Source organism: Pseudomonas sp. RIT-562, from assembly GCF_026241895.1.
Lineage (GTDB): Bacteria > Pseudomonadota > Gammaproteobacteria > Pseudomonadales > Pseudomonadaceae > Aquipseudomonas > Aquipseudomonas mandelii_F.
This window is the reverse complement of record NZ_JAPJIV010000027.1, coordinates 29,093-52,291: the sequence shown is the minus strand read 5'-3', so window position 1 is coordinate 52,291 and position 23,199 is coordinate 29,093. Positions and strand designations below refer to the sequence as shown.

Below are 23,199 nucleotides of genomic sequence, written 5' to 3'. Positions count from 1 at the left end.
ACCACACCTGCCTCTATCGATAGGGCTGCCAGTAAGGGCGGTTGAAGGGCGCAGGGCATGGTTCGTTACCAGCGCAGGTCTTTTGAGCAACGTATTAGCTAAGCGGTGGGTGTCTAAGGCTTTTTGCGCAGTGTCTACCTGTTAGAGGTGGAAGGGCCATCATGGGTGTTTGCAGCCACATAGGTACGGCCACGCTGCAATAAGTTGAGGCGATCTGGAATGTGGACACCTTCGACCATTTGAGGCCCGCCTCCCGGTCTTACTGCCAGGTCTCTGTCCTGAGAGCGCACGGGGCTCTTCATATGGCCCCAAATTGCTGCAGTCTCGGGTGAGTCAGGCTGCAACACCAGGCTGCGAGCAATAGCCCGCAGGTCGTCCAGTCCTTCAGGCGTCTCTGGATCACAATTTTTACCCGTTATGGCTTTCACCGCTGATGCCAGCGATTTTGGATCTAGGAAATCTGGCTGCATGTTCATTTCTCTTCGTCATCCTACCTTCATACTTTCAGCCTAGCACGTGCCACATTGAGGCTGTAAAGCAGGTTCGATCACAGGATACCGACGGCATTCAGGTTCGCACTGATACTGCCGTCATCACCGCTCACGTTCTGTTGCGATAAACTTCGTTGTCTCGGATGATCTTCCGTGCTTCTTTTGCGCCCAGCAGCATGTACTGCGATCTATTTCGCCAGCGGAACAAGGTGATAGGGCCAAACGATGAGCCCAGTGATGTGAAGCCCAATCCCTTGTAAGTATCCAGAAGATATTGACCCCCATCCGGATCGGCGTGCAGCAAAACGGCCCCGTCAGCTTTGACCTTATACGATTCTTGGATGGCCGCATCGATAAGGGCGCTCCCAACACCGTCCAGCGCTTTGCCATCAAGCCAATCATCATATGTTGTCGACGGTGCTGAGGCTAAGAACCACAGATACGTTTTTTCACCTATTTTGTCGGAGTTGCAGAGGTAGCGTGGGACTAGCGTCATCATCCCAATAGGGACGGCGAACCCTTCTTCGTTGATCGCGGCCAAGGTGAGTCCCATGGCAGGAGACTTTATGGCACTTGCATGGCCGAAGTTATGAACAGACAGAAGCCAGTGCCAGAGCTCCCAGTCCCAATCAATGTCAGTCCTGACTTTTTTGTGCGCATTCTTGGGAGTGCTGTCGCTCAGCGCTCGGTACTTGGTATTGATTATTGATTGGACGTTTTGGTGCCACCATGTTGCATGGGCGGCAGTCATGGGCAGAAACTCAATTCGCGCATAGCCGGTTTTGTCCCTGCGTGGCAGGACGGATACTGGGCCGGGCGGGTTGATGCGTGGTGATTTCGTCACTGAAAAAATCCCGAAGGGCAGATGGCAATTTGCCCATTGTGGGTATGGCATGATTGCTCGTCAAGGCACGTGCTAGAGCTGTCGATGTCATTCGGGCGTGATGTGTTGGCGTGCCCCTGCCGGGTCGGCTGCCGTGAACTCTGCTCAGTCAAGCTGACCTATATGGGCCCTAAGGGCTTCTATCCTCACGCTTGCGCAAGCAGTTGGGGTCAGCCCAGATCACGATATCCACAGCTGGTTTGTCGTCAACGGATATGAGCACTTGCTGGCACGGCTTGGTGTTAGGTTTTCAGATGGAGGTGAAAGTGCTGTCATCGATCAAGGAATACCAACCGGGGCCCCAGATTCCACAGAGCATTTGGATGACGCTCGGGCTGCCGTCACGCGGAACCATGCTTCATGACCTAGTTCGTGAAGGACTACCTTTCGAATATCTTGCGAGGATAGCGAGCGTTCTGCAGGTGCCGCGACGAGTTGTCTCCAACGCGATATGCATGTCTCCCGCAACGATGGCTCGTAGAGCGAAAGCAAGGCGGTTCAACGCCGTAGAAAGCGACCGCCTGGTTGCATTGGTGGCTGTCTTTGAGGAAGCCCTTTTCCTCTTCGAAAACGATGTCGCCGCTGCAGCGCATTGGTTGAACACGCCGGTTCGTGGGCTTGGTTCGAAGCGTCCTCTGGATATGATGAGGACGAGGGTGGAAACGGAGGCCGTCATCAACCTTATCGGTCGACTGGAGAGGGCGGTGCTCGTTTGAGACTCGTCAGGCCAGCGCTTAACGCATCTCTCTATGTGCCGCGAGGTGCTGCATTTCGACTGTCCATAGTCGTAAAAACCGACGCCAATCTCTCGCATAGCAACCTTGGCGTAAACGGGTAGACCCGGTACTCGCTTCTTCGAAACGAGTCTTCCAGGGTTCTGGTATGTGCTCGTCAAGCACGACAACAACGTGGGATCCGCTGACTTCCTTGATCTCGGTTTCTGGTACGCATTCTCGTAGCTCATCAACCGACATGGCGACTGCATCACCAATGGGGTCATCTCGATCTTCGCGCTCAATTTCATCAAGAATCGCAAGGTACTGAATCGCTCGATCAGATCCAGGCTGCTGCCTTTCTAAATCCCACAAAGCGTAGCGTCGTTTGCGTTCGCGCTGCCAGAGACGATTCGCGTCAGTCATCATTATTTTCCGACATTCCAGGCCCCAGTGAGCTCGTTTATTCGATCCACGATTTAGCGTGCAACTGTTCGAGCTGATCATGCCCCCTAAGTACATAGTAGGTCGACAGGATCAGCTCCGTCGCGCTGCGTGGACTGATGAGGCTGCCTACAGGGTGGGAGATCTGGAGCTATCAAAAGACGTCGTGATTTCGGGCCCTTGGGCCCGGCTTGCGGGTATTTGCTACCACATCATACTGTCAGTGTTCATTTCCTTAGGTGTTAAGCTCGTCGATAGTTGTGTACTTACCAGCCCGCATAATGAGTAACCATGTGGCCCCAGGTCGAGAGCGCCGGCCCATTTCTGCGAAGAATACTCATTGCCTCGACGGCGGGAATTTTGGTCGGACAGCCCCCAGTCAGATACGTCTTGTCTTTACCCTGGTTGTACAAGTGCATGATCGTTAAAACCATGATCTGTTGCAGCGGCGACATAGCGCGATAACTTTGACGCATTGCCTTCAAGGACTCGGGGACAGGATCTTCTCCGCCTGCCCAATCGAAGCCGCGAGGCCGCAAGTTGTAATGGCTGCCTTGACTACCATAGGCGCGTTCGACGTGCTCAAAACAACCCTCAAGCGAGTAAGCCTCTACGAAGCCCCACACTGCTTGCCCAGAAATATTTCCGCGCTCTGATGCACTGGGGAATGTAGGGATGGAAGCTCCGCAAACCATCGACAGCGCCGTAAGCTCAGCACCGTCCATGCAAGGCACTTTATCCACCATATCGACCAACGCCCAGTTGGGAAAACGGCCAGCAGCGAACGTGGGGTTAACTGCCGCGTAGGCAGCAAGGGCGACCGGTTGTAGTGAGTGGTGGATGTAGGCTTGGCTGACAATGTGAACATCCGTGAATGCCCATACACGTTCCGAAAGCTGGTGGGCGCCAACCTCAGATAGAAGGCGCTTGGCTTTGGCAAGGTAGTTGTTGTCCATGAATTCGAATTCCTTGAAAGCAGCAGGTGGTGACCCACTAGATACCTTGGAGACCATCAGCATGAACAGCAGGTCTATGGCCAGTTGTTATCCAACTGAGCTCTGTTTGAAAGGTTGATAATCCGGATGATCCTCGCTGATCTCCCCAGGTGCACGGCGACTCGATCTCCTGGCCTCGCAGTGTGGTCGAACAATGACAAATTCTTCAGATACAACGGAGCATCTCCTCAAGCGAACGGTGCTCATCTTGAGATAGAAGGCCTACTGGATTGAAAGTGTCTTTCGCACTGAAGTCATACCTTCTTCCGTCCGGTGGCTCAAGCAAGAAAAAACGGACGAAGGAACAGCTGTTCGATGCTTTGCTAACGAACGCGCTGGGGTTCGTAGAGACCTCACTTGATCTCGTTAAGGTAAGCCCCAAAAACTCAATCGTCGACTTGTATAGGCGACGTGTTGGGCGGCGCAGCTAAAGCTGATTCGGCTAGTGCTCCTTCGGACTGGAGGCTAAGAGACAAATCGCTGGATATTCGCGCCATCAGCAATCTATCAAGTATTACCTGGATATGATTCTATAAACTCCGCTACCGTCTGTACCGGTTCGCTAAACTCCTGGTAGCCCCATCCCTGATAATGAACCATGACTCGAGCCATGTCGATATAATGTTTATAGGTTGTACTTATATCGTCATGTCCCATTTGATCCATTATCGCTTGAGAACACGCAGCATATAAGAAGTCGGCAGATTTGGTTAAAATGTCTCCTTTGTGGAAATTGATAAGGAATTTCGTCGGCCACCATTTTCGAGTAGAGTAAAATACCGAAGTGTCACGAAAATCAGGAAAAGCCTTCTTTGATTGTTTCTTCGCGTAATTTGTCCGTTGCGAAATCATTTTCTCAGTAACGGGCACCCCTTTTTCATTGAGGAACAAGATTGACAAGGGGCAAGGGTGCCCATAAAGGTCGGCATATTTTTCTGCCCTTTCTTTGTATAGCTTCTGAGTATAAGAGTTTTGGAGATCGCGGATGTCTTTGACATTAATCTTGATTGTGCGGGTTTTTTTTCTTTTCCCGACAAGGGTATAATCCACTATTCCTGATGCTTTGTTCATATCAGTATATGGCGCAATATGCTGATTTATTCCCGTCCCGTATAGAGGAAATTTACATATTTCCATTGGGCGCATTGCTGTGCCAAGTGCAAAGTTTAAAATTGCAGAATATACCGGGTCGTTATAATTATTAATTAGAGCGTCAATTTCTTTCTTGGAAATTAGCGTGACAGTGTTTTTTTGTCGGCTTTCTTTGTCTAAGACTCTAATTCCTTTGTTAGATAGGGTTTTGTTGGCCTTTCTTTCAATGTAATTTAGAAGTCTTTCCTTATTGAAGTTAATAGTTGATTGGAGTGTACTGATTTTTATGTCGGAGGGGTAGCCGTGCTCTTCAAGCCAACTGAATAGTTGCAGTAGGATGCGTGCATCTTCAATGATGGTTTTTGTAGAAGGGCTCGCGCTTTGATCATTAAGACGTTTCTCCAATCTTGAAACTTGCCATCGGATAATATCCTTGTTTGAAACGTGTGCATGGTATTCAGCGACTTCTAATCCGCGAAATCGTACATGTGTTGACAAGAACTTGTAGAATGACGATATTATCTGGGAATACCTGTCAGACGTTTTCAGTGATGATCTGGTGTTACTATAGAGATAAAGATTAGGGTGGCTGAGTAAAGTAGTCTTGTTATCGCTAGAAGCAATTAAAATGTAATGCGACGTACTCTTGCCCGTTTCATCATCAAGATAGGAAATTGCCTGCCTATTTATTTTTATCATGATTAATCTCCATGCGAAATTTGGCTAAACGAGATGGCATTTATTCCCATTGCCCTACATCGTTTTAGCGATATATCCTGAAGCCCGAAATCATCTGCATTTTTTAGTTCAAAAGGTGGAACGTTTCTCACAAAAAAAGTTCGTTGCGCCTTAACAATATTTTCTACATCGCAGACCGGAATGATAACTTGGACGCGCGTACTCGCAGCTATTTGCGCTAGATAGCTTTTAATCAAATATTGATCAAAAATAGGAAACCTAACCAATATTACGGTACTACTATCGCTTGGGATGTATTGGTCTGCAAATTTCTCAAATCTGGATATGAATCTGTCAATATATAAAACAACTAACGAGTTGGTTGGATCGATTATTGTATTGAGTGTGTTGATCGTTTTCTCGGCGTATTTGTTCTTTAGCTGAATAAAATTTGATTCATCTTCTATGATATTTCTGTTGTTGAAGAGTTCGAATTCGTCAATTACTAATATGTCTCGTGCCGTCGATTGTACTCTGGTATTTGTTTTAATATTATTTAATTCAGCTTCGGTTGCTAGCGCACGGGACTGTTCATGAAGTAAAGCCAATTTAAGCGCGCTAAGATCTTGTCTGAGTTTTTCGTTATGGCTGATTTGTTGTGCATGCCGCTTTCGTACATTGTCAGCATCGTGCAAAGCCAAGTCGCTTTTCATGAGAGAAGTTATGCAGTTGTTTTTGAACTCCTGCAACTCTTTTTTATGTGCATCTTCCACTTTAGAAAGTGAGCTTTGAAGTTCGTTAATTTTTTTCTGGGCATTCAACAGATGGGTAGATCCCATTCCGTCTGTTTGATTTTGAAATAACGTGGAGATAGGTTTCTCACCTAGCACGTATGGTTTGAGTTCACTATGGTATCGATGGAATGCCTGCCTGGTTATGCCCGCCATCTCCGCGATAACGCCTATTCTTAGTTTGGCATTTCCTGTTTCGATTTGTTGTTCTGTTATAATCCTGATCAAAGTTTCACGTGTTGTTTCAGTACGCATTATGATCTCGCCGAATCAGATTCAGATGTAATTGTGATAGTTGAGCGCCCTAAATTATCTAGGTGAATTAGGCATGCTCTTAATTGTTTGCTTAGTTTTTGAAAAGAAACCTTATTCTCTTGGCCCGTCATATGATCGAGCAGTGAAGTGTAAAACTTTACATCCTCCTGTAGTGATTCGCGGGCTTTTTCTGTAACAACGGCATGCTTACAGTATGTTTGACAGTTCTGAGGGTCTGGGAGAGGGGTCTCATCCGGCAAAAGAACTTTCCCTTCTAAGCATGGAGGAAGATATGTTTGGCTGTATTTCTCATCAGATAGGCAAAATACACCCAGTGCAGTACGTTTAATAAATATAGGTTCACCAGATTCAAGCAAATGCTTGATGTAGTGAAATACTGTCACTTTAAATTGTCTTCCATTGAAGTGTTCAGGTTTGGCATTTATAGCATTGGCGATCCTGGTAGCGGTCTCACCCGAATGTTGTCCGTTTTTAACAGCATCCAGCACATCGACAAAATCATCACTGTAATTTTGCTCAATTGCTAAAGCTACACTTTGGATAATGTAAGGGTTTCTCGCGATATAGCGGAGGGTCATTGTGTAGCTTTTGTGCCCAAAAAGATGTCTAAGAATATCGATGTTGGCTTCGCCGCGATTGATAATGATATCTGCGATTGTCTTTCGAAAACGATGCACGTGTATGCTGTCTAGGCCTGTTTCATTTTTCAGATGAGTCAAGATAGGCAGAAGCACTCGGTGGTTCGAGTCAGTTCGAGAAGAACGCATGGATCGAAATAATATGTCCGAATTTGGTTTGTAAAGATTTTTCAAATTTTTTAGTAGAATTAAATTCTCGCCAATAAAAGATGGCAAAGGAATTTCTTGTTTTTGACCTTTGTAGTTAGGGTCGTTTGTCACCTTGAATCTCGTTAAAGAAACCCACCACTCTCCGCGAGCATAGTAAAAGTCTGAAAAGCACAGTCCGCATAACTCTCTTGACCGTGCTCCAGTACAAAGCGCGATCAAAATAAACAATGCACTTCTGACCTTGTCGATCGTTTTAATATACGGCATGGCAAAATTATAAATATATCGGGTGGTGTTATTTTGTGCAATTGTATATTGGCGCATTTGAGGTTTAAATATTTCAATGTTGTCAACAATGACCGTAGTGGATTCCTCCAGGCTCAAGTCACGGTCAAGGACTTGAACTTTAAATCCATAAAACTTTTCGATTTTGTTTTGTTTTATGAAGTCTTTAAGTTTTGTCAGTTCTGGCAATGCCTTTTCAATCCAAAACATCGCGTATTCAATGAGGCGCTCCAACTCATCTTCATCATAAGATTCCCAGCTACCGAGGGAGTTTTTCAAATGATCGAAGACGTCGCGCTCGCGTTCTTTTGTGTCAACTTTATTAGCAGGGATGTCTAGACAATAAGGCTCTGGAATAAAACCATCTCTCCCCAGGTTTAGCCAAAAACGGATTAAATAATAGAGATTGCTGTAGTGCGAAACCTTGCCTGAGTCTCTAGCCGCATCAAGCGCCATGTTCAGCATCGGTACTGTGATCAAACTTATACTGCTTGGTGTTGCATCTAGGTGATTAGGTGTAAAGCAGTAGTCGTCCAACAGCTTGAACGTTGATGTTTTGTGCTCGGCTGTAATGTAGCTTCTAGATCCCCCGTATGGAGAGAAGTCCGGAATTAAATGATAGCCTAGCATCCGTTTAAGATCATTTTCTCCCGGCAGTAATCTATTAAACGAAATGCTTAGTTTTTTATAGTTATTAGGTTGACCGAGAACCCACTGATCATCACCGTAATTTGAATGCTTGCTAACTGGGAAGTCAAGATTTGGGAAGAGCTTTAGTTTGCCTTTTAGTCCTTCTGTTTTTTGCTTTGATTTTGGATTGTGTATTGATCCTGAGTTGTTAAGCAGTTCGTCAAGTATTTCATCTGCATACTCTTCAAAGTCGTAATCAAATTCCGATATAAGATCATTATCATTGATATCATTCGCGGATTGGCGAGCGTCGTTGAGACTTGTCATCTTAGTCATCCTGGAACAGGGTGTTTAATATTTCTAGGCTCTTTGGTAGCAGCCCTTTGTTCGCGTTAAAGAAAACAACTGCCTTGCTCACTGCGCCTGAGTCATTCCAGTTATCAATGATATACTCAATAATTTTAAGTTCGCTTCTGAGCTGGAAGATCCCACTAGCTGATAAATTGTCGTCTAAGTATTGCTGCAAGTAATGAGCCCTATCCATTAAGTAAGGTAGAGAGTCTTCGAAAATCATAACTCTGCTACAAAATAGACATTTTGAAATGTGGGCGCATTTTTTCCCTTTTTTTATGTATTTATCAAATCCAGTCCAATCTGGAGCCTTTTGATCGGAACATCCCCATAATGGTGGCTCCATACCTGGAATGCTGAACAAGGTTATGCATTTAGAGTTTTCATTTGTTTGTCCAGGTTTTGGCGGAAGGAGCTGTCCGCGGAACTTCAAGGATCTCAGTGTTTCCATCGTCTGCTCTAGCGCCCCACGTAGCCGTTGCTCTCTTTCCTTTACTGCCGGCCCTGAACTACAATAAAATATATCTGTGGTGTCTTCTTGTTTGTGACCCATCTGCGTAGCGACGAAACTTAAAGGGCTCTTGGTGTATTCTTTCTCAGCCCAGGTAGGTCTTAAACTAGCAGTGAAGTCTTCAGCTGATTTTAAGCGTTCCCCATTTTCAAAGATTTCATATTGGGCCAGGAATTGTTTCACCCCTGTTTCGAAATAATAGGCGTTATAGAGTGATGTATGTCGGCCATGTACAGCCCATGTTTTGGATGTTTTAATGCACAAGAATAACTTGCTCGCGTCTTCGTCATAAAAAACTCCAACCTTGTCTAAGGGCTTACCTTGTAATGGCTCTGCAAGGGTGTTGGCCAAAAAAATTAAATTGTAAGCGGAATACCTATCGGTTTTATCGCTCAGGCTAAAAATTGCTTGGGGGTTGGCGTAAGGTAGACCTTTTCCTTGAGATTTATTCTTCTCGCCCTGGATTACTTTTGAGTCTGTGTTAAATACCCCTGAGAGGAAATGAGTTGCAGTGTCAGGAGTAATGGATAAAACTGTTTCCTTGTTCCAACCAGTCTCAAGCATGATTTTCAAAACGATTACAGTCATATCCAGTTCCGAGGGATAATACATTTCTAATAATTCGTCTTGGGAGAAAGTTGGCGTGCGACCGTTGTATCTTGCAATTCTTAGAATGATGGTTTTGACGATATCGAATTTGCAATCATCAATGTTGATTAAAGAGCTCGATGTATATTCTTTTGCAATGGTTTCAAGAGGTATATCGAAGGGGAATCCGTGAGTAAGAAAAGTTTTCAACACCCTGATTGGTTCAGGTTTCCAATTCGTGAGCCCCCCAATTTTACTTTTGACATCGAAAGGACTAAGTTCAATATAGTCAGCATGCTTATACTGTTGTTGATATAAGTCCATTACTTTGTTGTAATAATCTGGCTGGGTAGCGAGTATGTTAAGGGCTTTGTCTGCAGAGTTTGCTAAAAATTTTGCCAAATTGGCTTTATTAAGAATGCGGCCGTTTTTTATTAGATTGAAGTTTATCCACTTAAATATATTTTCCAGTGTGTGGGGGTTTGTTTCGGAGAGCATCGATGAATAGGTATAAGGCTCCGAAGCCTCTACTTGCATTCTGAATTCGATTTTTTTGTAAATTTTTTCAATATGCTGATTCAAACAGTTTGCAAGACTTGTTTCGCACTCAAGTGAAAGAGGTTTGGCACTATTGTATTCGGCATTTGAAAGCGTGGTAAACCGTAGATTGGAAAATAAGTTGTATTTTTTGCTATATGTAGTAATCGCGCTTTTGAAAAGAACCATGCGAGTCGTTGCAAGGTTTGCATTTTCGCAATTGGCGTATAAATAGTTTTGAAATTGGTTATGTATTTCAATGTCGTAATCTGCCATTCCCTGGAAGGCTAGTTCTGATTTGTTCAGTTCATTATACTGTCCGACAAACGAGAGAAACTCATCAATGGATTTTCTTAAGCCGCTTGCAGTAGAGTATGAAACTTCTCTGCAATAGCTGATAAAAATTCTGTGTAAATCCTCTGAATAACCAGCATCGAACTGGAAGTGCTCATGATCCATATAGTTGCACTTGACCATAATTCCTTTAACGGAAGGCACACTAATGGTATTAAATATTGGCGAGATTGAATCGGTCACAAGTTACGACTCAGGTAATATAATTGAATTTGATCAATACTTGAGGTGTCCGCTTAAGCGTTTTGTTGCAACATCTAGAGTTAAAACGCGTGGCCATGGATGAGGGCTTCGCTAGCATATACGCTAACAAATTGCTAGCGCCGAAAAGGAAAATTAGCAGGAACCTTACTAGATTTTTTATTCGGTTCGGTGCAGAGAACATGAGGGTCTTAGATTTCTCGATGAAGGACTGGATGTTTACATTTTGTCTGTGTGAGATCTAACGATACAGGGGTTGACATATTTGTCAACGAGAACTAAATCTACAACCTGTTCGTCAGCTTGCTGCAGCTGTTCGGCATCATGAGCCGCGATGACTGATCGCTGGCGCTAAAAAAAAAACCCGCCTCGGCGGGTTTTTTATTGCCTGGAGTCCAGGTTATTTGGACACGATAATGCTGCCGTCGGCCTGTTGCTTATAAATCGTGTAGGGCAATACCAAGGTGTCCATCACGCCTGACAGCACCACGTCGACCAGTACGACGGCTGGTGCAGTGGTATGCACCTCGGCTTCGCGGCCTCTTTCGAGCGGGGCATTCAGGTAGCAGAAGTCGAAGGTCACGCCACTGTAGATGCGCGGGACTGCACCGCAGTAACTCTTTTGTTCCTTGAGGATTTTTGCGGCGACTTCATCGTCGCGCATCACCGTCTGGACCGTACCGCAACCTGCGAGCATCAGCGCTGCCAATGCCATGACCTGAATTTTCATGCTGCCAATCCTTAGCTGGAAAACATTCAATCTACGTGTTTCGAAACAAAATATCACTCATTCCATTGGCGGCAGGCGGCGTTTGACCGGAGTTTTTTTCACGATCGCGGTGTTGGTTTCGGCGTGGGTGTTGAGGCGGTCGAGCAGGGTGTCCAGCTGTTCCATCGAGCGCACATGCAGGCGGGCGATGAAACAATCATCTCCGGTCACCTTGTCGCACTCGGTGAATTCGGCGATCGCTTGGATTTGTCGTTCCACTTCCTGCAACTGCCCAGGCAGCGGGCGGATACGCACGATGGCCTGGAGCTGATAGCCGAAGCATTTGGGGTCGATCTCGACGGTGTAACCCTTGAGCACCCCGCGCTCTTCCAGGCGGCGCAAACGCTCGGCGACGCTGGGCGAGGACAGACCGCTGATACCCGCCAGGGCCTTGAGGGAACGACGCGAGTCTTCCATCAGGGCCTTGATCAGCATCTGGTCTATGTCGTCGGTCATGGCAGAACCTCGGTTAGGCAATTAAGCGAATTGGCCTTGATAAAAAAGGCAGATCTGGATTCTAGCCTGCTTTTTGCTATGGAGGCGTCGGGGCGTTGCTCGGCATAATTTGGGCTCAATCACAGGAGTCTGATGATGGACAAAACAATCCGTCGCGGGTCATTCGAGATGACCGCCGCCATGCTGATTTCCGGGACCATCGGCTGGTTCGTGCTGGTGTCGGGTCAACCGGTACTGGATGTGGTGTTCTGGCGTTGCGTGTTCGGCGCCGGCACTTTGCTGTTGATCTGCGCGGCGTTCGGTTTCCTGCGCCCCGGCATGCTCACCCGCACCACCTTCCTTCTGGCGGTGCTCAGCGGAGTGGCGATTGTGGGCAACTGGGTGCTGTTGTTCGCCTCGTACTCCCGGGCATCGATAGCCATCGGCACGGCGGTGTACAACGTACAGCCGTTCATGCTGGTGGGGCTGGCGGCGGTGTTTCTCAACGAAAAAATCACCCTGCAGAAGCTGTTCTGGCTGGGCATCTCGTTCATGGGGATGCTGGCGATTGTCAGTGCCCACGGTACTCAAGGCGAGAGTGGCGATGACTACCTGATGGGAATCGCGCTGGCACTGGGAGCGGCGTTTTTGTATGCGATCGCTGCGTTGATCATTAAGCGCCTGACCGGCACTGCGCCGCATTTGATCGCATTGATCCAGGTGTGCACCGGGGTGTTGTTGCTGGCGCCCTTTGCGCATTTTTCCGCGCTGCCGCAAGCGCCAAGTGCCTGGGCCAGCCTGGTGACGCTGGGCATTGTGCACACCGGGGTGATGTATGTGTTGCTGTATGGGGCGATTCAGAAATTACCGACGGCGCTGACCGGGGCGTTGTCGTTTATCTACCCGATAGCGGCTATTTTTGTTGATTGGTTTGCGTTTGGTCATCAGCTGCAGGTGTTGCAGTGGATCGGGGTCGCGGCGATTTTGCTGGCGGCGGCGGGCATGCAACAGGGTTGGAACTTGGGGGTGCGGCGGGTGGCTATGTAGCGCACGCATCATCAATCGGCTTGCCCGCGATGGCGTCCTTGAGATCGCCATCGCTGGCAAGCCAGGCTCCTACGGATTTGTGTCGATCCACAATTTTCGCGTGCACCTCAATCCCCTGTAGGAGTCTGGCTTGCCAGCGATGGCGTCTTGATGATCGCCATCGCTGGCAAGCCAGCTCCTACGGATTTATGTCGATCCACATTTCTGCGAATACCCTCGATCCTCTGTGGGAGCAAGGCTTGCCCGCGATGGCGTCCTTGAGATCGCCATCGCTGGCAAGCCAGGCTCCTACGGATTTGTGTCGATCCACAATTTTTGCGTGCACCTCGATCCCCTGTAGGAGTCTGGCTTGCCAGCGATGGCGTCTTGACGAGCGCCATCGCCGCTAAGCCAGGCTCCGACAAGGATCGGCTGTCCTCAGAAGATGTAGTCGGTAGTCAGGAAACTCGAACTGCGGCCGCTGATGATCTCGCTGATGAGTTCCTTGTTGGTTTCCTGGAACTTGGTCGCCACCAGTGTCCGGATCGAAAAAACCCGCAGCGCATCGTGCACAGACAACGTACCTTCAGCAGAATTCTTGCGGCCATTGAACGGATAGGTGTCCGGCCCCCGCTGGCACTGGGCGTTGAGGTTAATCCGGCCAACCTGGTTGGCAAAGGTGTCGACCAGCCGGCCCACTGCCACCGGGTTGGTGCCGAAGATGCTCAACTGCTGGCCGAAGTCCGATTCCAGGACGTAATCAATCACCGTATCCAGATGACGGTACGGCACGATCGGCACCACTGGCCCGAACTGTTCTTCCTGGTAGACGCGCATCTGTGGCGTCACCGGGTACAACACGGCCGGGTAGAAGAACGAGGCGCGGGTCTCACCACCGTTGGGATTGACCACCTTGGCGCCTTTGCTTTCGGCATCGGCGACCAGTGCATGCAAATAATCGACCTTGCTCGCTTCCGGCAGTGGGGTGAGGGACACGCCGGTTTCCCACGGCATGCCGGGTTTGAGCGTGGCGAGTTTGGCGTTGAACTTGTCGATGAAGGCATCGACCACGTCTTCGTGGACGAACAGGATTTTCAGCGCGGTGCAGCGTTGGCCGTTGAACGACAGCGAGCCGGTGACGGCTTCGTTGACTGCATTATCCAGGTCGACTTCGGGCAGGACTATGCCAGGGTTCTTCGCATCCAGGCCCAGTGCCGCGCGCAAGCGGTGCGGTTTAGGGTGGAGTTTTTTCAGGTCACTGGCAGCCTTGTTGGTGCCGATGAACGCGAAGATATCGATCTTGCCACTGGCCATCAGCGCGCTGACGGTTTCCCGGCCGCTGCCGTAGATCACATTGATTACCCCGGCCGGGAAGCTGTCGCGGAACGCCTCCAGCAACGGCCGGATCAACAGCACGCCGAGCTTGGCCGGCTTGAACACCACGGTGTTACCCATGATCAGCGCCGGAATCAGCGTGGTGAAGGTTTCGTTCAGCGGGTAGTTATAAGGCCCCATACACAGCGCCACGCCGAGCGGGACCCGGCGGATCTGGCCGAGGGTGTCCTGTTCCAGTTCGAAGCGGCTGGAGCGGCGGTCGAGTTCCTTGAGCGCGTTGATGGTGTCGACGATGTAGTCACAGGTACGGTCGAACTCTTTTTCCGAGTCCTTGAGGTTCTTGCCGATTTCCCACATCAGCAACTTGACCACCGCCTCGCGCTGTTCGCGCATGTGCCCGAGGAAGGTTTCAACGTGCTGGATGCGCTCGGCAACGCGCATGGTCGGCCACAGGCCCTGGCCTCGGTCATAGGCACGCACTGCGGCGTCGAGGGCGGTCAACGCGGTCTCGGCATCGAGCAGCGGCGTGCTGCCCAGAATGACTTGCTGATCGCCTTGTTCACCGCTCAGGTACACCGGGCTTCGGACTTGGGCGAGGGGGCCGGACCAGGTTCTCAGTTCGCCATCGACCAGGTATTCGCGTTGTTCGGTCTGGCCTTCGAGGCGGTACTTTTCCGGAATGCTGTCGGCTTCCGGGAACAAGTGATCAAGGATATGTGCTGTGGTCATGTCGCTACCCCGTCTGGATTGGCTGATGCGCAGATGAAACGTTTTAGCAGACCTGCACTGTGCTTGTCATGATCCATGTGCCTGTTTGCCCACTTCATGCCGACTTTGTCCTGACATCATGTGCGGTCACATGGATCACAGAATAATCCACCCAGGCAGCGACGAATTTAGTGGCTAGTGGCTATGCGTTTTTCAGACGTACGGTTATGCTCGACGCGTTTTGCATTTGCCCACGATAACTTGCGAAAGTGACGTAATGAGCCCATCAGAGATGCGTTCGACAGCCCTGGCGCTGTATCCGGAAGATTCCCGCGAGGCGGCGGCGCTGCTCAAGCAGGCGGTCCCGCTGATGGTACGTCACAACATTCCGCCCAATCCGGTGCATTACGCCCTCTGGTACACCTACAGCAAGGGCCAGGTGCCGGAGCTCAATCGCCAGCTGGACAAGGTGGTGCAGGATTTTGCGCAGTTCCCGCCCGAGTCCGCCTCGAAGCTGTTTCGCGACTACATCATTCGCGACGAGCTGGAGGTTGCACGGGCAGGTCAGCAGCAGGCTATCAACCTGGTCGATGACATGGCGCGCAACGTGTCGCGCAGTGTGGAGGGTAATCGCACTTTCCAGACCAGCCTTGATCATTGCCTGGACATGCTCGAGGCGCCCGCTGACGAGCGCTTGCCTGATATCCTCAGCGAGCTGCAGCAAAGTACCCGGCTGATGCAGAGCCAGCAGGAACACTTCCTGTCCCAGTTGCACAGCGCCCAGGACGAGATCAAGAGCCTGCGCGACAAACTCCAGCGCGCCCAGCTCGCGGCTACTCTCGACGGTCTGACCGAACTGCTCAACCGCGCCGCGCTCACCCATGTGCTGGAGCAGGCGCTGACCAAGGACTGCCAGGGGGTTGCGCTGGTGATTCTGGATATCGACCACTTCAAACAGTTCAACGACCAGTACGGCCACCCGCTGGGCGACCGAGTATTGCAGCACGTGGCGCAAACCCTGCGCAGCACGCTGCCGGCGCATGCCCATGCCGCGCGTTACGGCGGCGAAGAGTTCTGCGTGGTGCTGGAACGTTGCCCGGACCTTGCTACCGCCCGCACCTTCGCCGAGCAACTGCGGCTGAAGATCCAGTCGCTGCGGATCAAGACCCGGGGTGACGGCAAGTTGCTGGATACCATCACTGCTTCGTTTGGTACGGCGCTGGCTCAGCCAGGCGATTCGCTCGACAGTCTGCTGACCCGGGCAGATGACGCGCTGTATCGGGCGAAGCGGGGTGGGCGTAATCAGGTGATGTGAGGGGAATGTTGATGTTGGATGCACTGGCCTCATCGCGGGTCAGCCTTGCTCCTACAGGGTTATGTCCAGCCAGGTAGGAAGCGTCTGTAGCGCTATTCTGAAAATGCGTTTTTGCGCTTTTTTCGGTTGTGGCAGGTCGTCTCGTGTCGTTACGTTAGCCCGCAGGCTTCATTAAACAGAAGGGGCCGGGGACGACTTTCGATAGAGGATCACCAAGTGCACGCACCGAAGAAATTCCTGGCCTATGCCGCCGTCCATCAAGCCCTGACCCAGGTCGACCTGACCGAAAAAAGCAGCCCCGACCATGCCGTGCGCTTGCTGGTCGACGAGATCCTCGGCGGGCTGGCTACGCGGGGCTGGCCTCAGGCGCAGTGGCAGACTGGGCCCAGGATCGTCTCCGCTGAAGACAACTATGGCCTGCTGGGTTACGACTCCGCCGAAGTCACGCTCGGCAGTGAGCATACCCGCTGGGTAGATGAGTTCTCGCTGCTGCGCACGCAAACCACCAGCCAGATTCCCGCTGCGTTGCAGCGCGCGGCGCAGGCGCGCCAGCCTGGGGAGATGATTCTGTTGGCCGCGCCGGGGATCACTTTTCGGCGCGACAGTCGCGATCGCTGGCATTGCGCGGAGCCGCATCAGATGGACATCTGGGTGTTGGGCGATCCATCGTTATCGACCCATGAACATCTGCTGCGCCTGGTCGACGATATTATGCAACTGGCGGTGCCGGAAAAGTCCTGGATCTTCACCGAGAGTCGGCATCATTACACCGAGGGCGGCATCGAAGTAAACGTGTTGAACGAGCGCCTTCCGGTCGAGGTGCTGGAGTGCGGCCGCATCGCCAGGTCGTTGTTGCAGCGGCTGCAGATAGATTCCCTGCGGCACGGCGGATTGGCCCTGGGCATGGGGCTGGATCGCCTGACCATGCTGCGCAAGGGTATCGCGGATATTCGCCTGCTGCGCGACCCGAACGAGCGGGTACAGGCGCAGATGCACGACCTCGAACCCTGGGTCGCCGTATCACGCTTGCCCTCGATTGCCCGGGATGTTTCCCTGGCGGTGACTCCGGGGCTGAGCGAAGAAGTGTTGACCGAGCGTATTTTGCAGGCGGCGGCAGAGTGCTCTGGATGGATTGAGGAAGTGCAGGTCAAGGATCGCTGGAAATATACCCAGTTACCGCCTCATGCAGTCGAGCGCCTCGGTATTTTGCCGGGTCAGGAGAATGTGCTGCTGCGCGTGGTGCTAAGGGATTGTTCAAGATCGATCACCACCGCAGAGGCGAATAGACTGTATTCGGCGATCCAGTCGGCTTTGCACGAAGGGGCGCCCGGGAAAGGCTACCGGATGAACCTGAGCAAGATTTGACACGGGTTCCAGATTCGCTCAGCGCGAGCGCTGCACCAGCGCAATCACCAGCGCCACCGCCACCAGCGCCAGCGCAACGATAAACGTGAGTTGCGTCCCATCGGCAATCGCCTGGGGATGCAGTGCTGCGCCGGTGCCCAGGGCGAACACCGCCCCCAGCACCGAGGCTCCGCTCACAAGCCCCAGGTTTCGCGACAGAGTGAGCAAGCCGGCAGTCACTCCCCGCTGATCCTGGACAACCTGAGCCATCACCGCAGTGTTGTTGGCGGTCTGGAACAGCGCATAACCCAGGGTGACCACCATCATCGGCGCCACGTAGCCGACAATTCCCCACGCCAAGGGCAGTGTCGACAACCCCAGGCATCCCAGCACCATCGCCACGAGGCCGGCGACCGTGATGCGGCGGGCGCCGAAACGGTCGACCAAGCGACCGGCCGGTACCCCGGTCAGCGCCGCGACTATAGGTCCGACGGACAACACCAAGCCGACCTGCAACGCCTCCAGTCCCAAGCCCTGGGCCAGGTAAAAAGGCCCGACCACCAGCGTCGCCATCATCACACTGGTCACCAGTACGCTCATGACCAGGCTGGCGCTGAGGTTGCGGTCGCGCATCATGCCGAGGCGGATCAAAGGCGAAGCGCTGCGGTTTTCGACATGGATAAACAGGCCAAGCCCCACTCCAGCGCCGAGCAGCAGCGCGCCATTGAGCGAGCCGAAGGTACCGCGGCCAAGCGTCATGGCGAGCGCATAGGCGCCCAGCGTCAAAGCTAGCAGCACTGTGCCAGGCAGGTCGAAACCGCTGCGGGCGAATGTGGGTTTTGGCGATTCGGCCGGCAGATAGCGGTACGCCAGCAGCCAGGTCAGCAACCCCATGGGCACGATGATCAGGAACATCGCCCGCCAGCCGAATCCGTCGATCAACAGTCCACCCAAGGACGGCCCCAGGGCGGTGCCGATCGCCGACATAGTTCCCAGCAAGCCCATGGCGCTGCCGGTCCTGGCCTTGGGCACCGCCTCGCCGACCAGCGCCATGGTCAACGCCATCATCAGCGCTGCACCCACGCCTTGCAGCGCCCGCGCACCGATCAGCAGCCCAAGGCTCGGCGCCAGGCCACACAGGGCCGAGCCCAGGGTGAAGAGCGCAATGCCGCCGAGCAGCAGGCGTCGCCGGCCCAGCATGTCGCCAAGCCGGCCGACGCTGACGATCAGCGCGGTAATTGCCAGCAGATAAGCGATGACCACCCATTGCACCCGCTGAAAGGACGCATCGAACGCTTCAGCCAATGTCGGCAACCCAACGTTGACAATGCTGGTGCCCAGCGCGGCCAGCAACATTGACAGTGACAGGCTGAGCAGCGGCCACTGAAACACGGGGCGGGTGTGGGCGACGGCAGGTGTTGGCTTCATGGACAAACCTCGGATTCAAACAGCTTTGGATGGAGCGCTGTCGGAAATCTACGCTTGGGCCTGTCATGGCGGAAGGCGCATGATATGCATGTAATACGTGCACCAAACGCCATCTCCAACTTTGACGAGGCATGCCATGGCCACCCCCGATCTGAATCTGCTGGTGACGCTCGATGTGTTGCTCGCCGAAGGCAGTGTGGCCCGGGCGGCCAAGCGGCTGGGACTGAGCCCTTCGGCAATGAGCCGAGCCTTGGCGCGCCTGCGCGAGACCACTGGCGACCCGCTGCTGGTCAGGGCGGGGCGTGGTCTGGTGGCGACTCCCAGGGCCTTGCAATTACGCGAGCGCGTCAGTCAGTTGGTGCAGGAGGCAGAAGCGCTATTGCGCCCGGCCGAGCAGCCTGACCTGGGGCGCGTGATGCGCACATTCACCCTGCGTACCCGGGAAGGCTTCGTGGAAAATTTCGGTGCCCGGCTGATCGCTCAGGTGGCGGAACAAGCTCCGGGAATACGCCTGCGTTTTTTGCCCAGGAATGACAAGGACAGCACCGCGCTGCGCGATGGCACGGTGGATCTGGAGACCGGCGTCGTGGGCAAAGCTACCAGCCCGGAGCTGCGCACCCAGGGCTTGTTTCACGACCGTTTCATCGGCGTGGTGAGGGCCGGGCACCCGCTGTCCTGCGGCGCTGTTACACCGGTCGGTTATGCGTCGGGTATTCACATCGGTGTCGCGCGGCGCGCAGAGGGTGAGGGCCGATCGATCAGGCACTCGAAGCGATGGGGTTGGCGCGGCAGATTGCGGCGACCGTTGCAGGGTTTGCCACTGCGCTAGTGCTGGTCCGGGAGAGCGACATGATCGCCACGGTTCCAGAGCGCCACACCGCCAATCTGCGCACGGACATGCACAGTTTCGAGCTGCCGGTGGATCTTGCTCCGTTAACCATCGCGATGCTCTGGCATCCACGGCTGGATGCCGACCCGGTGCATCGGTGGTTACGTGCCTGCTTGCGGGAGGTGTGTTCCAGCCAGGTCGCGCTGGGCAACCTGCAGCTGGATGATCAACGCACGCCCCGCTGAGCCTGGTACGCCGGGCGTGACGGTTGCGTCGGGGTGGCGCTGTTGAGCAAGTGCTCGGCGAGTACGTCGTTGAGGAAGCGAAATTGGTCATTGAGGCCAACTACTTCGTTGCTGAAGTGGTTGGCGGCAGCCGGCATCAACAGGTCTTCAAACTGTTGATCGAACACCAGCGCGAAGACTTTGCGCGACACCACTTGCTGGGAGTAATAGTTGGCGCCGAAGAGCGGGAAGCTGACGGAGAGTGTGACGGGGTGAATCATGACGGGTGCTCCTCGGACAAAATGAACCAGGAAAAAACGCTCAGCGTGAAGGCCGTCAGGGCCAGGCAAGTCAGGAGATGAATCAACATGGTGGGCCCCTCCGGTTCGGGGTGATGGCTTGATGGAGTTGATCCTACGCTGACGGAAATTTTGCGGAAGGCATTCGGCACGATGGTGGTTATCGATGGGAATGATGGTCGCAAATTTGAGTGTTCATGAGGGCGCTATCGCGAGCAGGCTCACTCCTACAAGGGCGCACAGATCTGCTGTAGGAGTGAGCCTGCTCGCGATGACGTCCTCCAGAACGAAAACGATCTGAACGTCGACCCACCGCCACCTATACTCAAATCAGAAACCCTGCGAGCGCCGATCATCCTGTTCGGCCTCACGTTTTTCAGGAAGCTGCGACCTTGAACCTGCGTTCGCTGATCGTCGCCGTGCTGTTGGTCGTGGCGGGATGCGCCACGCCTGACCGCGCGCCCGTCAGAGCGCCACCGATCATCGTGCCCCAGGCCACCTGGCAGCAGGTGGACCGCGACATAGTGGCGGCTTCCCGGTCGGCCACCGAGCAGGCCAAAATCTTTGCGCGTGGCTCCATGGAACATTGGCGCACGCGGATCTACCAACAGACCGAAGAGAACTTCATCCCCTGGTTCAGCAGCTACTGGACCCAGGAATGGATGTCGATGAAAGTCAGCTGGTACACCATCAGCGCCAAGGGCGAGCAGGACGCCTCGGCCAAGCGCCTTGCCGAGTATCTGCTTGAGGAGTACCAGGAGAGGGTGCTGGCACCGGTGGCCGTCGAGGTTGATCCGGATGCGATTCTGCACCAGGCCACCGAGTTCTACGTGCAGCTCATGGGCCAGCAGCTGCAGGTGATTTCCCAGCGCCATCGAGTGCCCATGGATCAGCTCAACGCCCGGGTCAACAAGATCCCGGCCATCGCGCTGGGGCCGCCGGCTGGCCGGGACGCCTCGCTGTACCAGGTGATTCACACCGAACTCAACACTTTGCCGGCGTATTCGGCGCTGATCGAGAAAATCCACCTCGCCGGTGGCGACAGGGGCGTGGGGTCCACTGACACGGCCATGGCCCCCGTGGCCAAGCGCGCCAGTCAGCGCATGGAGGCCGAGATGGCCCCGCGCGGTGCGGCAAGTGCCGTGGCAGCCGCTGCCGGGAAGCTCGCGGGAGGTTTGATCACCGTAGGGGTGGCGGGCATACGCGCCATCATCCGGGCGAACGACCGCCCCGACAGTGAGGCGCTGATCCGCAGTAGCCTGGGCAATACGTTCGACAAGGCCTGGCAAAAGCTGGTTCAGAATCCGACAACCGGGGTGATGGCAGGCACCCTGTACATGGCGGGGCAGGTGGAGGGCAATCTGGCAGGAAGTGTCGAGCCGCCGTTGGTCGGTTCGCAGGATTCGGCAGTCGACTGGAGCCCGACGGAATCGACTAACCAGCAGCTCGACCCTCTAACCCCGCAGGAGAATGACCATGTCTTACGTTGATGGCTTTATCGCGGCAGTACCCACCGCCAATCGCGAAAAATTCAAGCAACACGCCGAGTCGGCCGCCGTCATCTTCAAGGAAAACGGCGCCTTGAGCGTGGTCGAATGCTGGGGCGATGACGTGCCCGACGGTAAGCTCACGTCGTTCCCTATGGCGGTCAAACTCAAGGAGGACGAAACCGTGGTTTTTTCCTGGATCGTCTGGCCCGACAAGGCCACTCGCGATGCCGGGATGAACAAACTCATGTCCGATCCGCGCATGCAACCGGACGTCAACCCGATGCCGTTCGATGGCCAGCGCATGGTCTTCGGCGGCTTCAACATGATCGTGCAGGCCTGAGACCTGGCGCAGGGTCACTCCGCTGACGGAGTGATCCTGCAACTCTTGCGGTTGCGGATCTCGATGTCCGTCGGCCGCTCCCGGATAAACTCAAAACGCGGTTCACCTTCGCTATAGTGAACCAGCCATCCCCAGTCCAGCTCGAACTCATCCTGACCCGGCCGCGGTGGCATTGCCCACCAGGGCTCCTTGCTGATGATCTCTCGCATGACCACCTCCCGTTGATTGGGTTGTCTGAACTATAACTTGCCTATCAGGAGCTGCCAGGCATGAGCGACGAAACCCACGAGCCGACCAAGCGGCTGTTTTTTGCCTTGGATTGCGCACCTGCCCAGCGCAAGGCCATTGCCCAATGGCGTAGCGCGCTGCAACTGCGGGCCGGGCGCCCGGTGCCGGCGGAAAACTTTCACCTGACGCTGCTGTTTCTTGGTTCGGTCGGTGTGGCACAGATCGCCGAGATCTGTACCGCTGCGGGCAAGGTTGCCGTGCCTGCGGGGCCGCTGCGGATCGAGCTTGATCGCCTGGATGTGTGGCGCAGGGCCGGCGCGCTGGTGCTGGCGTCGCAGCAGGCGGCTCCGCAGTTGCTGCGCCTGGTGTACGGGCTGGAGCAGGCGATGCTGCCGTTCCGGTTGGAAGATGCGCCCAAGGAGTTTCGCCCGCACCTGACGTTGATGCGCGACTATCGGGCACCGGTGCCCGAATCGGCGACTGCGCCGGAGTTTTTTCTGCGGGCTGACCGATTTGTTTTGTTTGAGTCCCACAAGGGGCGGTATCGGGCGCTGGCCGAATGGCCGTTCGGCGGCGCATAAAAAAAGCGCCCGAGGAGGGCGCCAAATTCACCTGAGCCGAGGGAGCCAGGTGAGGCCGTTCTTCGTGAAAGAAATGCAGCGGTGGTAAGGCGCTGCTGGAACGGAAAACTGGCGATTTTTGCGGCTGTGAGGGCCTCATCGCGGGCAAGCCTTGCTCCCACAGGAGTGTCGGTTTACTGGTGTTTTTTGCTTGCCACCAATCCTGTGGGAGCAAGGCTTGCCCGCGATGGCGGCGTTGCG

General features: G+C 53.4%; 20 protein-coding genes and 1 pseudogene. 8 read left to right on the top strand and 13 right to left on the bottom strand.

Annotated elements, in window-relative coordinates; genetic code table 11:
* Positions 1-600 precede the first annotated feature (600 nt).
* Entirely contained in the window at positions 601-1,386 is a 786-nt protein-coding gene (locus ORL50_RS25425; RefSeq protein ID WP_266019057.1) for a hypothetical protein, read from the bottom strand.
* Positions 1,387-1,628: 242 nt separating this feature from the next.
* Here ORL50_RS25425 and ORL50_RS25420 point away from each other — a divergent pair, with 242 nt between their 5' ends.
* Complete coding sequence (locus ORL50_RS25420; RefSeq protein WP_266019055.1) at positions 1,629-2,090, top strand: Xre family toxin-antitoxin system antitoxin; 462 nt, start codon at positions 1,629-1,631, stop codon at positions 2,088-2,090.
* Positions 2,091-2,108: 18 nt separating this feature from the next.
* On the opposite strand, the gene ORL50_RS25415 is transcribed toward ORL50_RS25420, so the two are convergent.
* From ORL50_RS25415 to ORL50_RS25380, 8 genes are all read right to left on the bottom strand, one after another.
* Complete coding sequence (locus ORL50_RS25415; RefSeq protein ID WP_266019053.1) at positions 2,109-2,513, bottom strand: hypothetical protein; 405 nt, start codon at positions 2,511-2,513, stop codon at positions 2,109-2,111.
* A 284-nt stretch (positions 2,514-2,797) separates the two neighbouring features.
* Positions 2,798-3,487 (bottom strand): hypothetical protein, encoded by a 690-nt coding sequence (locus tag ORL50_RS25410; protein WP_266019051.1) that lies wholly within the window; start codon positions 3,485-3,487, stop codon positions 2,798-2,800.
* Positions 3,488-4,033: 546 nt separating this feature from the next.
* Complete coding sequence (locus ORL50_RS25405) at positions 4,034-5,317, bottom strand: site-specific integrase (RefSeq protein WP_266019049.1); 1,284 nt, start codon at positions 5,315-5,317, stop codon at positions 4,034-4,036.
* A gap of 2 nt (positions 5,318-5,319) precedes the next feature.
* Entirely contained in the window at positions 5,320-6,342 is a 1,023-nt protein-coding gene (locus ORL50_RS25400; RefSeq protein WP_266019047.1) for a hypothetical protein, read from the bottom strand.
* Positions 6,342-8,393 carry a tyrosine-type recombinase/integrase gene (locus tag ORL50_RS25395; RefSeq protein WP_266019046.1) on the bottom strand — a complete coding sequence of 684 codons (2,052 nt, stop codon included), beginning with the start codon at positions 8,391-8,393 and terminating at the stop codon, positions 6,342-6,344. The genes ORL50_RS25400 and ORL50_RS25395 overlap by 1 nt, the downstream gene beginning before the upstream one ends.
* A 1-nt stretch (position 8,394) precedes the next feature.
* Positions 8,395-10,590, bottom strand: coding sequence for a hypothetical protein (locus ORL50_RS25390; protein ID WP_266019045.1), 2,196 nt, complete (start codon positions 10,588-10,590; stop codon positions 8,395-8,397).
* Positions 10,591-11,008: 418 nt separating this feature from the next.
* A complete protein-coding gene (locus ORL50_RS25385; protein ID WP_266019044.1) occupies positions 11,009-11,338 on the bottom strand; it encodes a YceK/YidQ family lipoprotein in 330 nt (109 codons plus the stop codon).
* 57 nt (positions 11,339-11,395) lie between these two features.
* Complete coding sequence (locus tag ORL50_RS25380; RefSeq protein ID WP_266019042.1) at positions 11,396-11,833, bottom strand: Lrp/AsnC family transcriptional regulator; 438 nt, start codon at positions 11,831-11,833, stop codon at positions 11,396-11,398.
* Positions 11,834-11,968: 135 nt separating this feature from the next.
* On the opposite strand from ORL50_RS25380, the gene ORL50_RS25375 reads away from it, so the two are divergent.
* A complete protein-coding gene (locus ORL50_RS25375; RefSeq protein ID WP_266019041.1) occupies positions 11,969-12,859 on the top strand; it encodes a DMT family transporter in 891 nt (296 codons plus the stop codon).
* 417 nt (positions 12,860-13,276) lie between these two features.
* Here ORL50_RS25375 and ORL50_RS25370 read toward each other — a convergent pair whose 3' ends face one another.
* The gene (locus tag ORL50_RS25370; RefSeq protein ID WP_266019040.1) at positions 13,277-14,902 is read right to left on the bottom strand and encodes an NADP-dependent glyceraldehyde-3-phosphate dehydrogenase; all 1,626 of its coding nucleotides are present in this window, start codon (positions 14,900-14,902) and stop codon (positions 13,277-13,279) included.
* A gap of 256 nt (positions 14,903-15,158) precedes the next feature.
* Between ORL50_RS25370 and ORL50_RS25365 the strand changes: the two genes are divergently transcribed.
* Together ORL50_RS25365 and srmL are read left to right on the top strand one after the other, a co-directional pair.
* Positions 15,159-16,196, top strand: a complete 1,038-nt coding sequence (locus ORL50_RS25365) for a GGDEF domain-containing protein (RefSeq protein WP_266019039.1) — start codon at positions 15,159-15,161, stop codon at positions 16,194-16,196.
* A 216-nt stretch (positions 16,197-16,412) separates the two neighbouring features.
* Positions 16,413-17,561, top strand: a complete 1,149-nt coding sequence (gene srmL / locus ORL50_RS25360; protein ID WP_266019037.1) for a PheS-related mystery ligase SrmL — start codon at positions 16,413-16,415, stop codon at positions 17,559-17,561.
* A gap of 18 nt (positions 17,562-17,579) precedes the next feature.
* On the opposite strand, the gene ORL50_RS25355 is transcribed toward srmL, so the two are convergent.
* On the bottom strand, positions 17,580-18,968 hold the full coding sequence (locus ORL50_RS25355; RefSeq protein ID WP_266019036.1) for an MFS transporter: 1,389 nt from the start codon (positions 18,966-18,968) through the stop codon (positions 17,580-17,582).
* 136 nt (positions 18,969-19,104) lie between these two features.
* On the opposite strand from ORL50_RS25355, the pseudogene ORL50_RS25350 reads away from it, so the two are divergent.
* Positions 19,105-20,042, top strand: a pseudogene (locus tag ORL50_RS25350) (LysR family transcriptional regulator).
* On the opposite strand, the gene ORL50_RS25345 reads toward ORL50_RS25350, so the two are convergent.
* On the bottom strand, positions 20,024-20,302 hold the full coding sequence (locus ORL50_RS25345; RefSeq protein WP_266019035.1) for a hypothetical protein: 279 nt from the start codon (positions 20,300-20,302) through the stop codon (positions 20,024-20,026). The pseudogene ORL50_RS25350 and the gene ORL50_RS25345 sit on opposite strands and share 19 nt — an antisense overlap.
* 410 nt (positions 20,303-20,712) lie before the next feature.
* Between ORL50_RS25345 and ORL50_RS25340 the strand changes: the two genes are divergently transcribed.
* Together ORL50_RS25340 and ORL50_RS25335 are read left to right on the top strand one after the other, a co-directional pair.
* Positions 20,713-21,810: a hypothetical protein gene (locus ORL50_RS25340; RefSeq protein WP_266019034.1), complete on the top strand. Its 1,098-nt coding sequence runs from the start codon at positions 20,713-20,715 to the stop codon at positions 21,808-21,810.
* The gene (locus ORL50_RS25335; RefSeq protein ID WP_266019032.1) at positions 21,797-22,150 is read left to right on the top strand and encodes a DUF1428 domain-containing protein; all 354 of its coding nucleotides are present in this window, start codon (positions 21,797-21,799) and stop codon (positions 22,148-22,150) included. The genes ORL50_RS25340 and ORL50_RS25335 overlap by 14 nt, the downstream gene beginning before the upstream one ends.
* 14 nt (positions 22,151-22,164) lie before the next feature.
* Here the strand turns inward: ORL50_RS25335 and ORL50_RS25330 are convergent, their stop codons facing one another.
* Entirely contained in the window at positions 22,165-22,359 is a 195-nt protein-coding gene (locus ORL50_RS25330; protein ID WP_266019031.1) for a hypothetical protein, read from the bottom strand.
* A gap of 60 nt (positions 22,360-22,419) precedes the next feature.
* Between ORL50_RS25330 and thpR the strand changes: the two genes are divergently transcribed.
* On the top strand, positions 22,420-22,959 hold the full coding sequence (thpR, locus tag ORL50_RS25325) for an RNA 2',3'-cyclic phosphodiesterase (protein ID WP_266019030.1): 540 nt from the start codon (positions 22,420-22,422) through the stop codon (positions 22,957-22,959).
* The last annotated feature ends 240 nt before the right edge of the window (positions 22,960-23,199 follow it).

Bases quoted from the DNA above. Each gene is read 5' to 3' on its own strand.
- ORL50_RS25410 (WP_266019051.1), bottom strand. From the start codon at position 3,487: ATGGACAACAACTACCTTGCCAAAGCCAAGCGCCTTCTATCTGAGGTT.
- ORL50_RS25330 (WP_266019031.1), bottom strand. From the start codon at position 22,359: ATGCGAGAGATCATCAGCAAGGAGCCCTGGTGGGCAATGCCACCGCGG.
- ORL50_RS25425 (WP_266019057.1), bottom strand. From the start codon at position 1,386: ATGCCATACCCACAATGGGCAAATTGCCATCTGCCCTTCGGGATTTTT.
- thpR (WP_266019030.1), top strand. From the start codon at position 22,420: ATGAGCGACGAAACCCACGAGCCGACCAAGCGGCTGTTTTTTGCCTTG.
- ORL50_RS25345 (WP_266019035.1), bottom strand. From the start codon at position 20,302: ATGATTCACCCCGTCACACTCTCCGTCAGCTTCCCGCTCTTCGGCGCC.
- ORL50_RS25415 (WP_266019053.1), bottom strand. From the start codon at position 2,513: ATGACTGACGCGAATCGTCTCTGGCAGCGCGAACGCAAACGACGCTAC.
- ORL50_RS25380 (WP_266019042.1), bottom strand. From the start codon at position 11,833: ATGACCGACGACATAGACCAGATGCTGATCAAGGCCCTGATGGAAGAC.
- ORL50_RS25365 (WP_266019039.1), top strand. From the start codon at position 15,159: ATGAGCCCATCAGAGATGCGTTCGACAGCCCTGGCGCTGTATCCGGAA.
- ORL50_RS25395 (WP_266019046.1), bottom strand. From the start codon at position 8,393: ATGACAAGTCTCAACGACGCTCGCCAATCCGCGAATGATATCAATGAT.
- ORL50_RS25385 (WP_266019044.1), bottom strand. From the start codon at position 11,338: ATGAAAATTCAGGTCATGGCATTGGCAGCGCTGATGCTCGCAGGTTGC.
- ORL50_RS25335 (WP_266019032.1), top strand. From the start codon at position 21,797: ATGTCTTACGTTGATGGCTTTATCGCGGCAGTACCCACCGCCAATCGC.
- ORL50_RS25400 (WP_266019047.1), bottom strand. From the start codon at position 6,342: ATGCGTACTGAAACAACACGTGAAACTTTGATCAGGATTATAACAGAA.
- ORL50_RS25370 (WP_266019040.1), bottom strand. From the start codon at position 14,902: ATGACCACAGCACATATCCTTGATCACTTGTTCCCGGAAGCCGACAGC.
- ORL50_RS25355 (WP_266019036.1), bottom strand. From the start codon at position 18,968: ATGAAGCCAACACCTGCCGTCGCCCACACCCGCCCCGTGTTTCAGTGG.
- ORL50_RS25420 (WP_266019055.1), top strand. From the start codon at position 1,629: ATGGAGGTGAAAGTGCTGTCATCGATCAAGGAATACCAACCGGGGCCC.
- ORL50_RS25375 (WP_266019041.1), top strand. From the start codon at position 11,969: ATGGACAAAACAATCCGTCGCGGGTCATTCGAGATGACCGCCGCCATG.
- ORL50_RS25405 (WP_266019049.1), bottom strand. From the start codon at position 5,317: ATGATAAAAATAAATAGGCAGGCAATTTCCTATCTTGATGATGAAACG.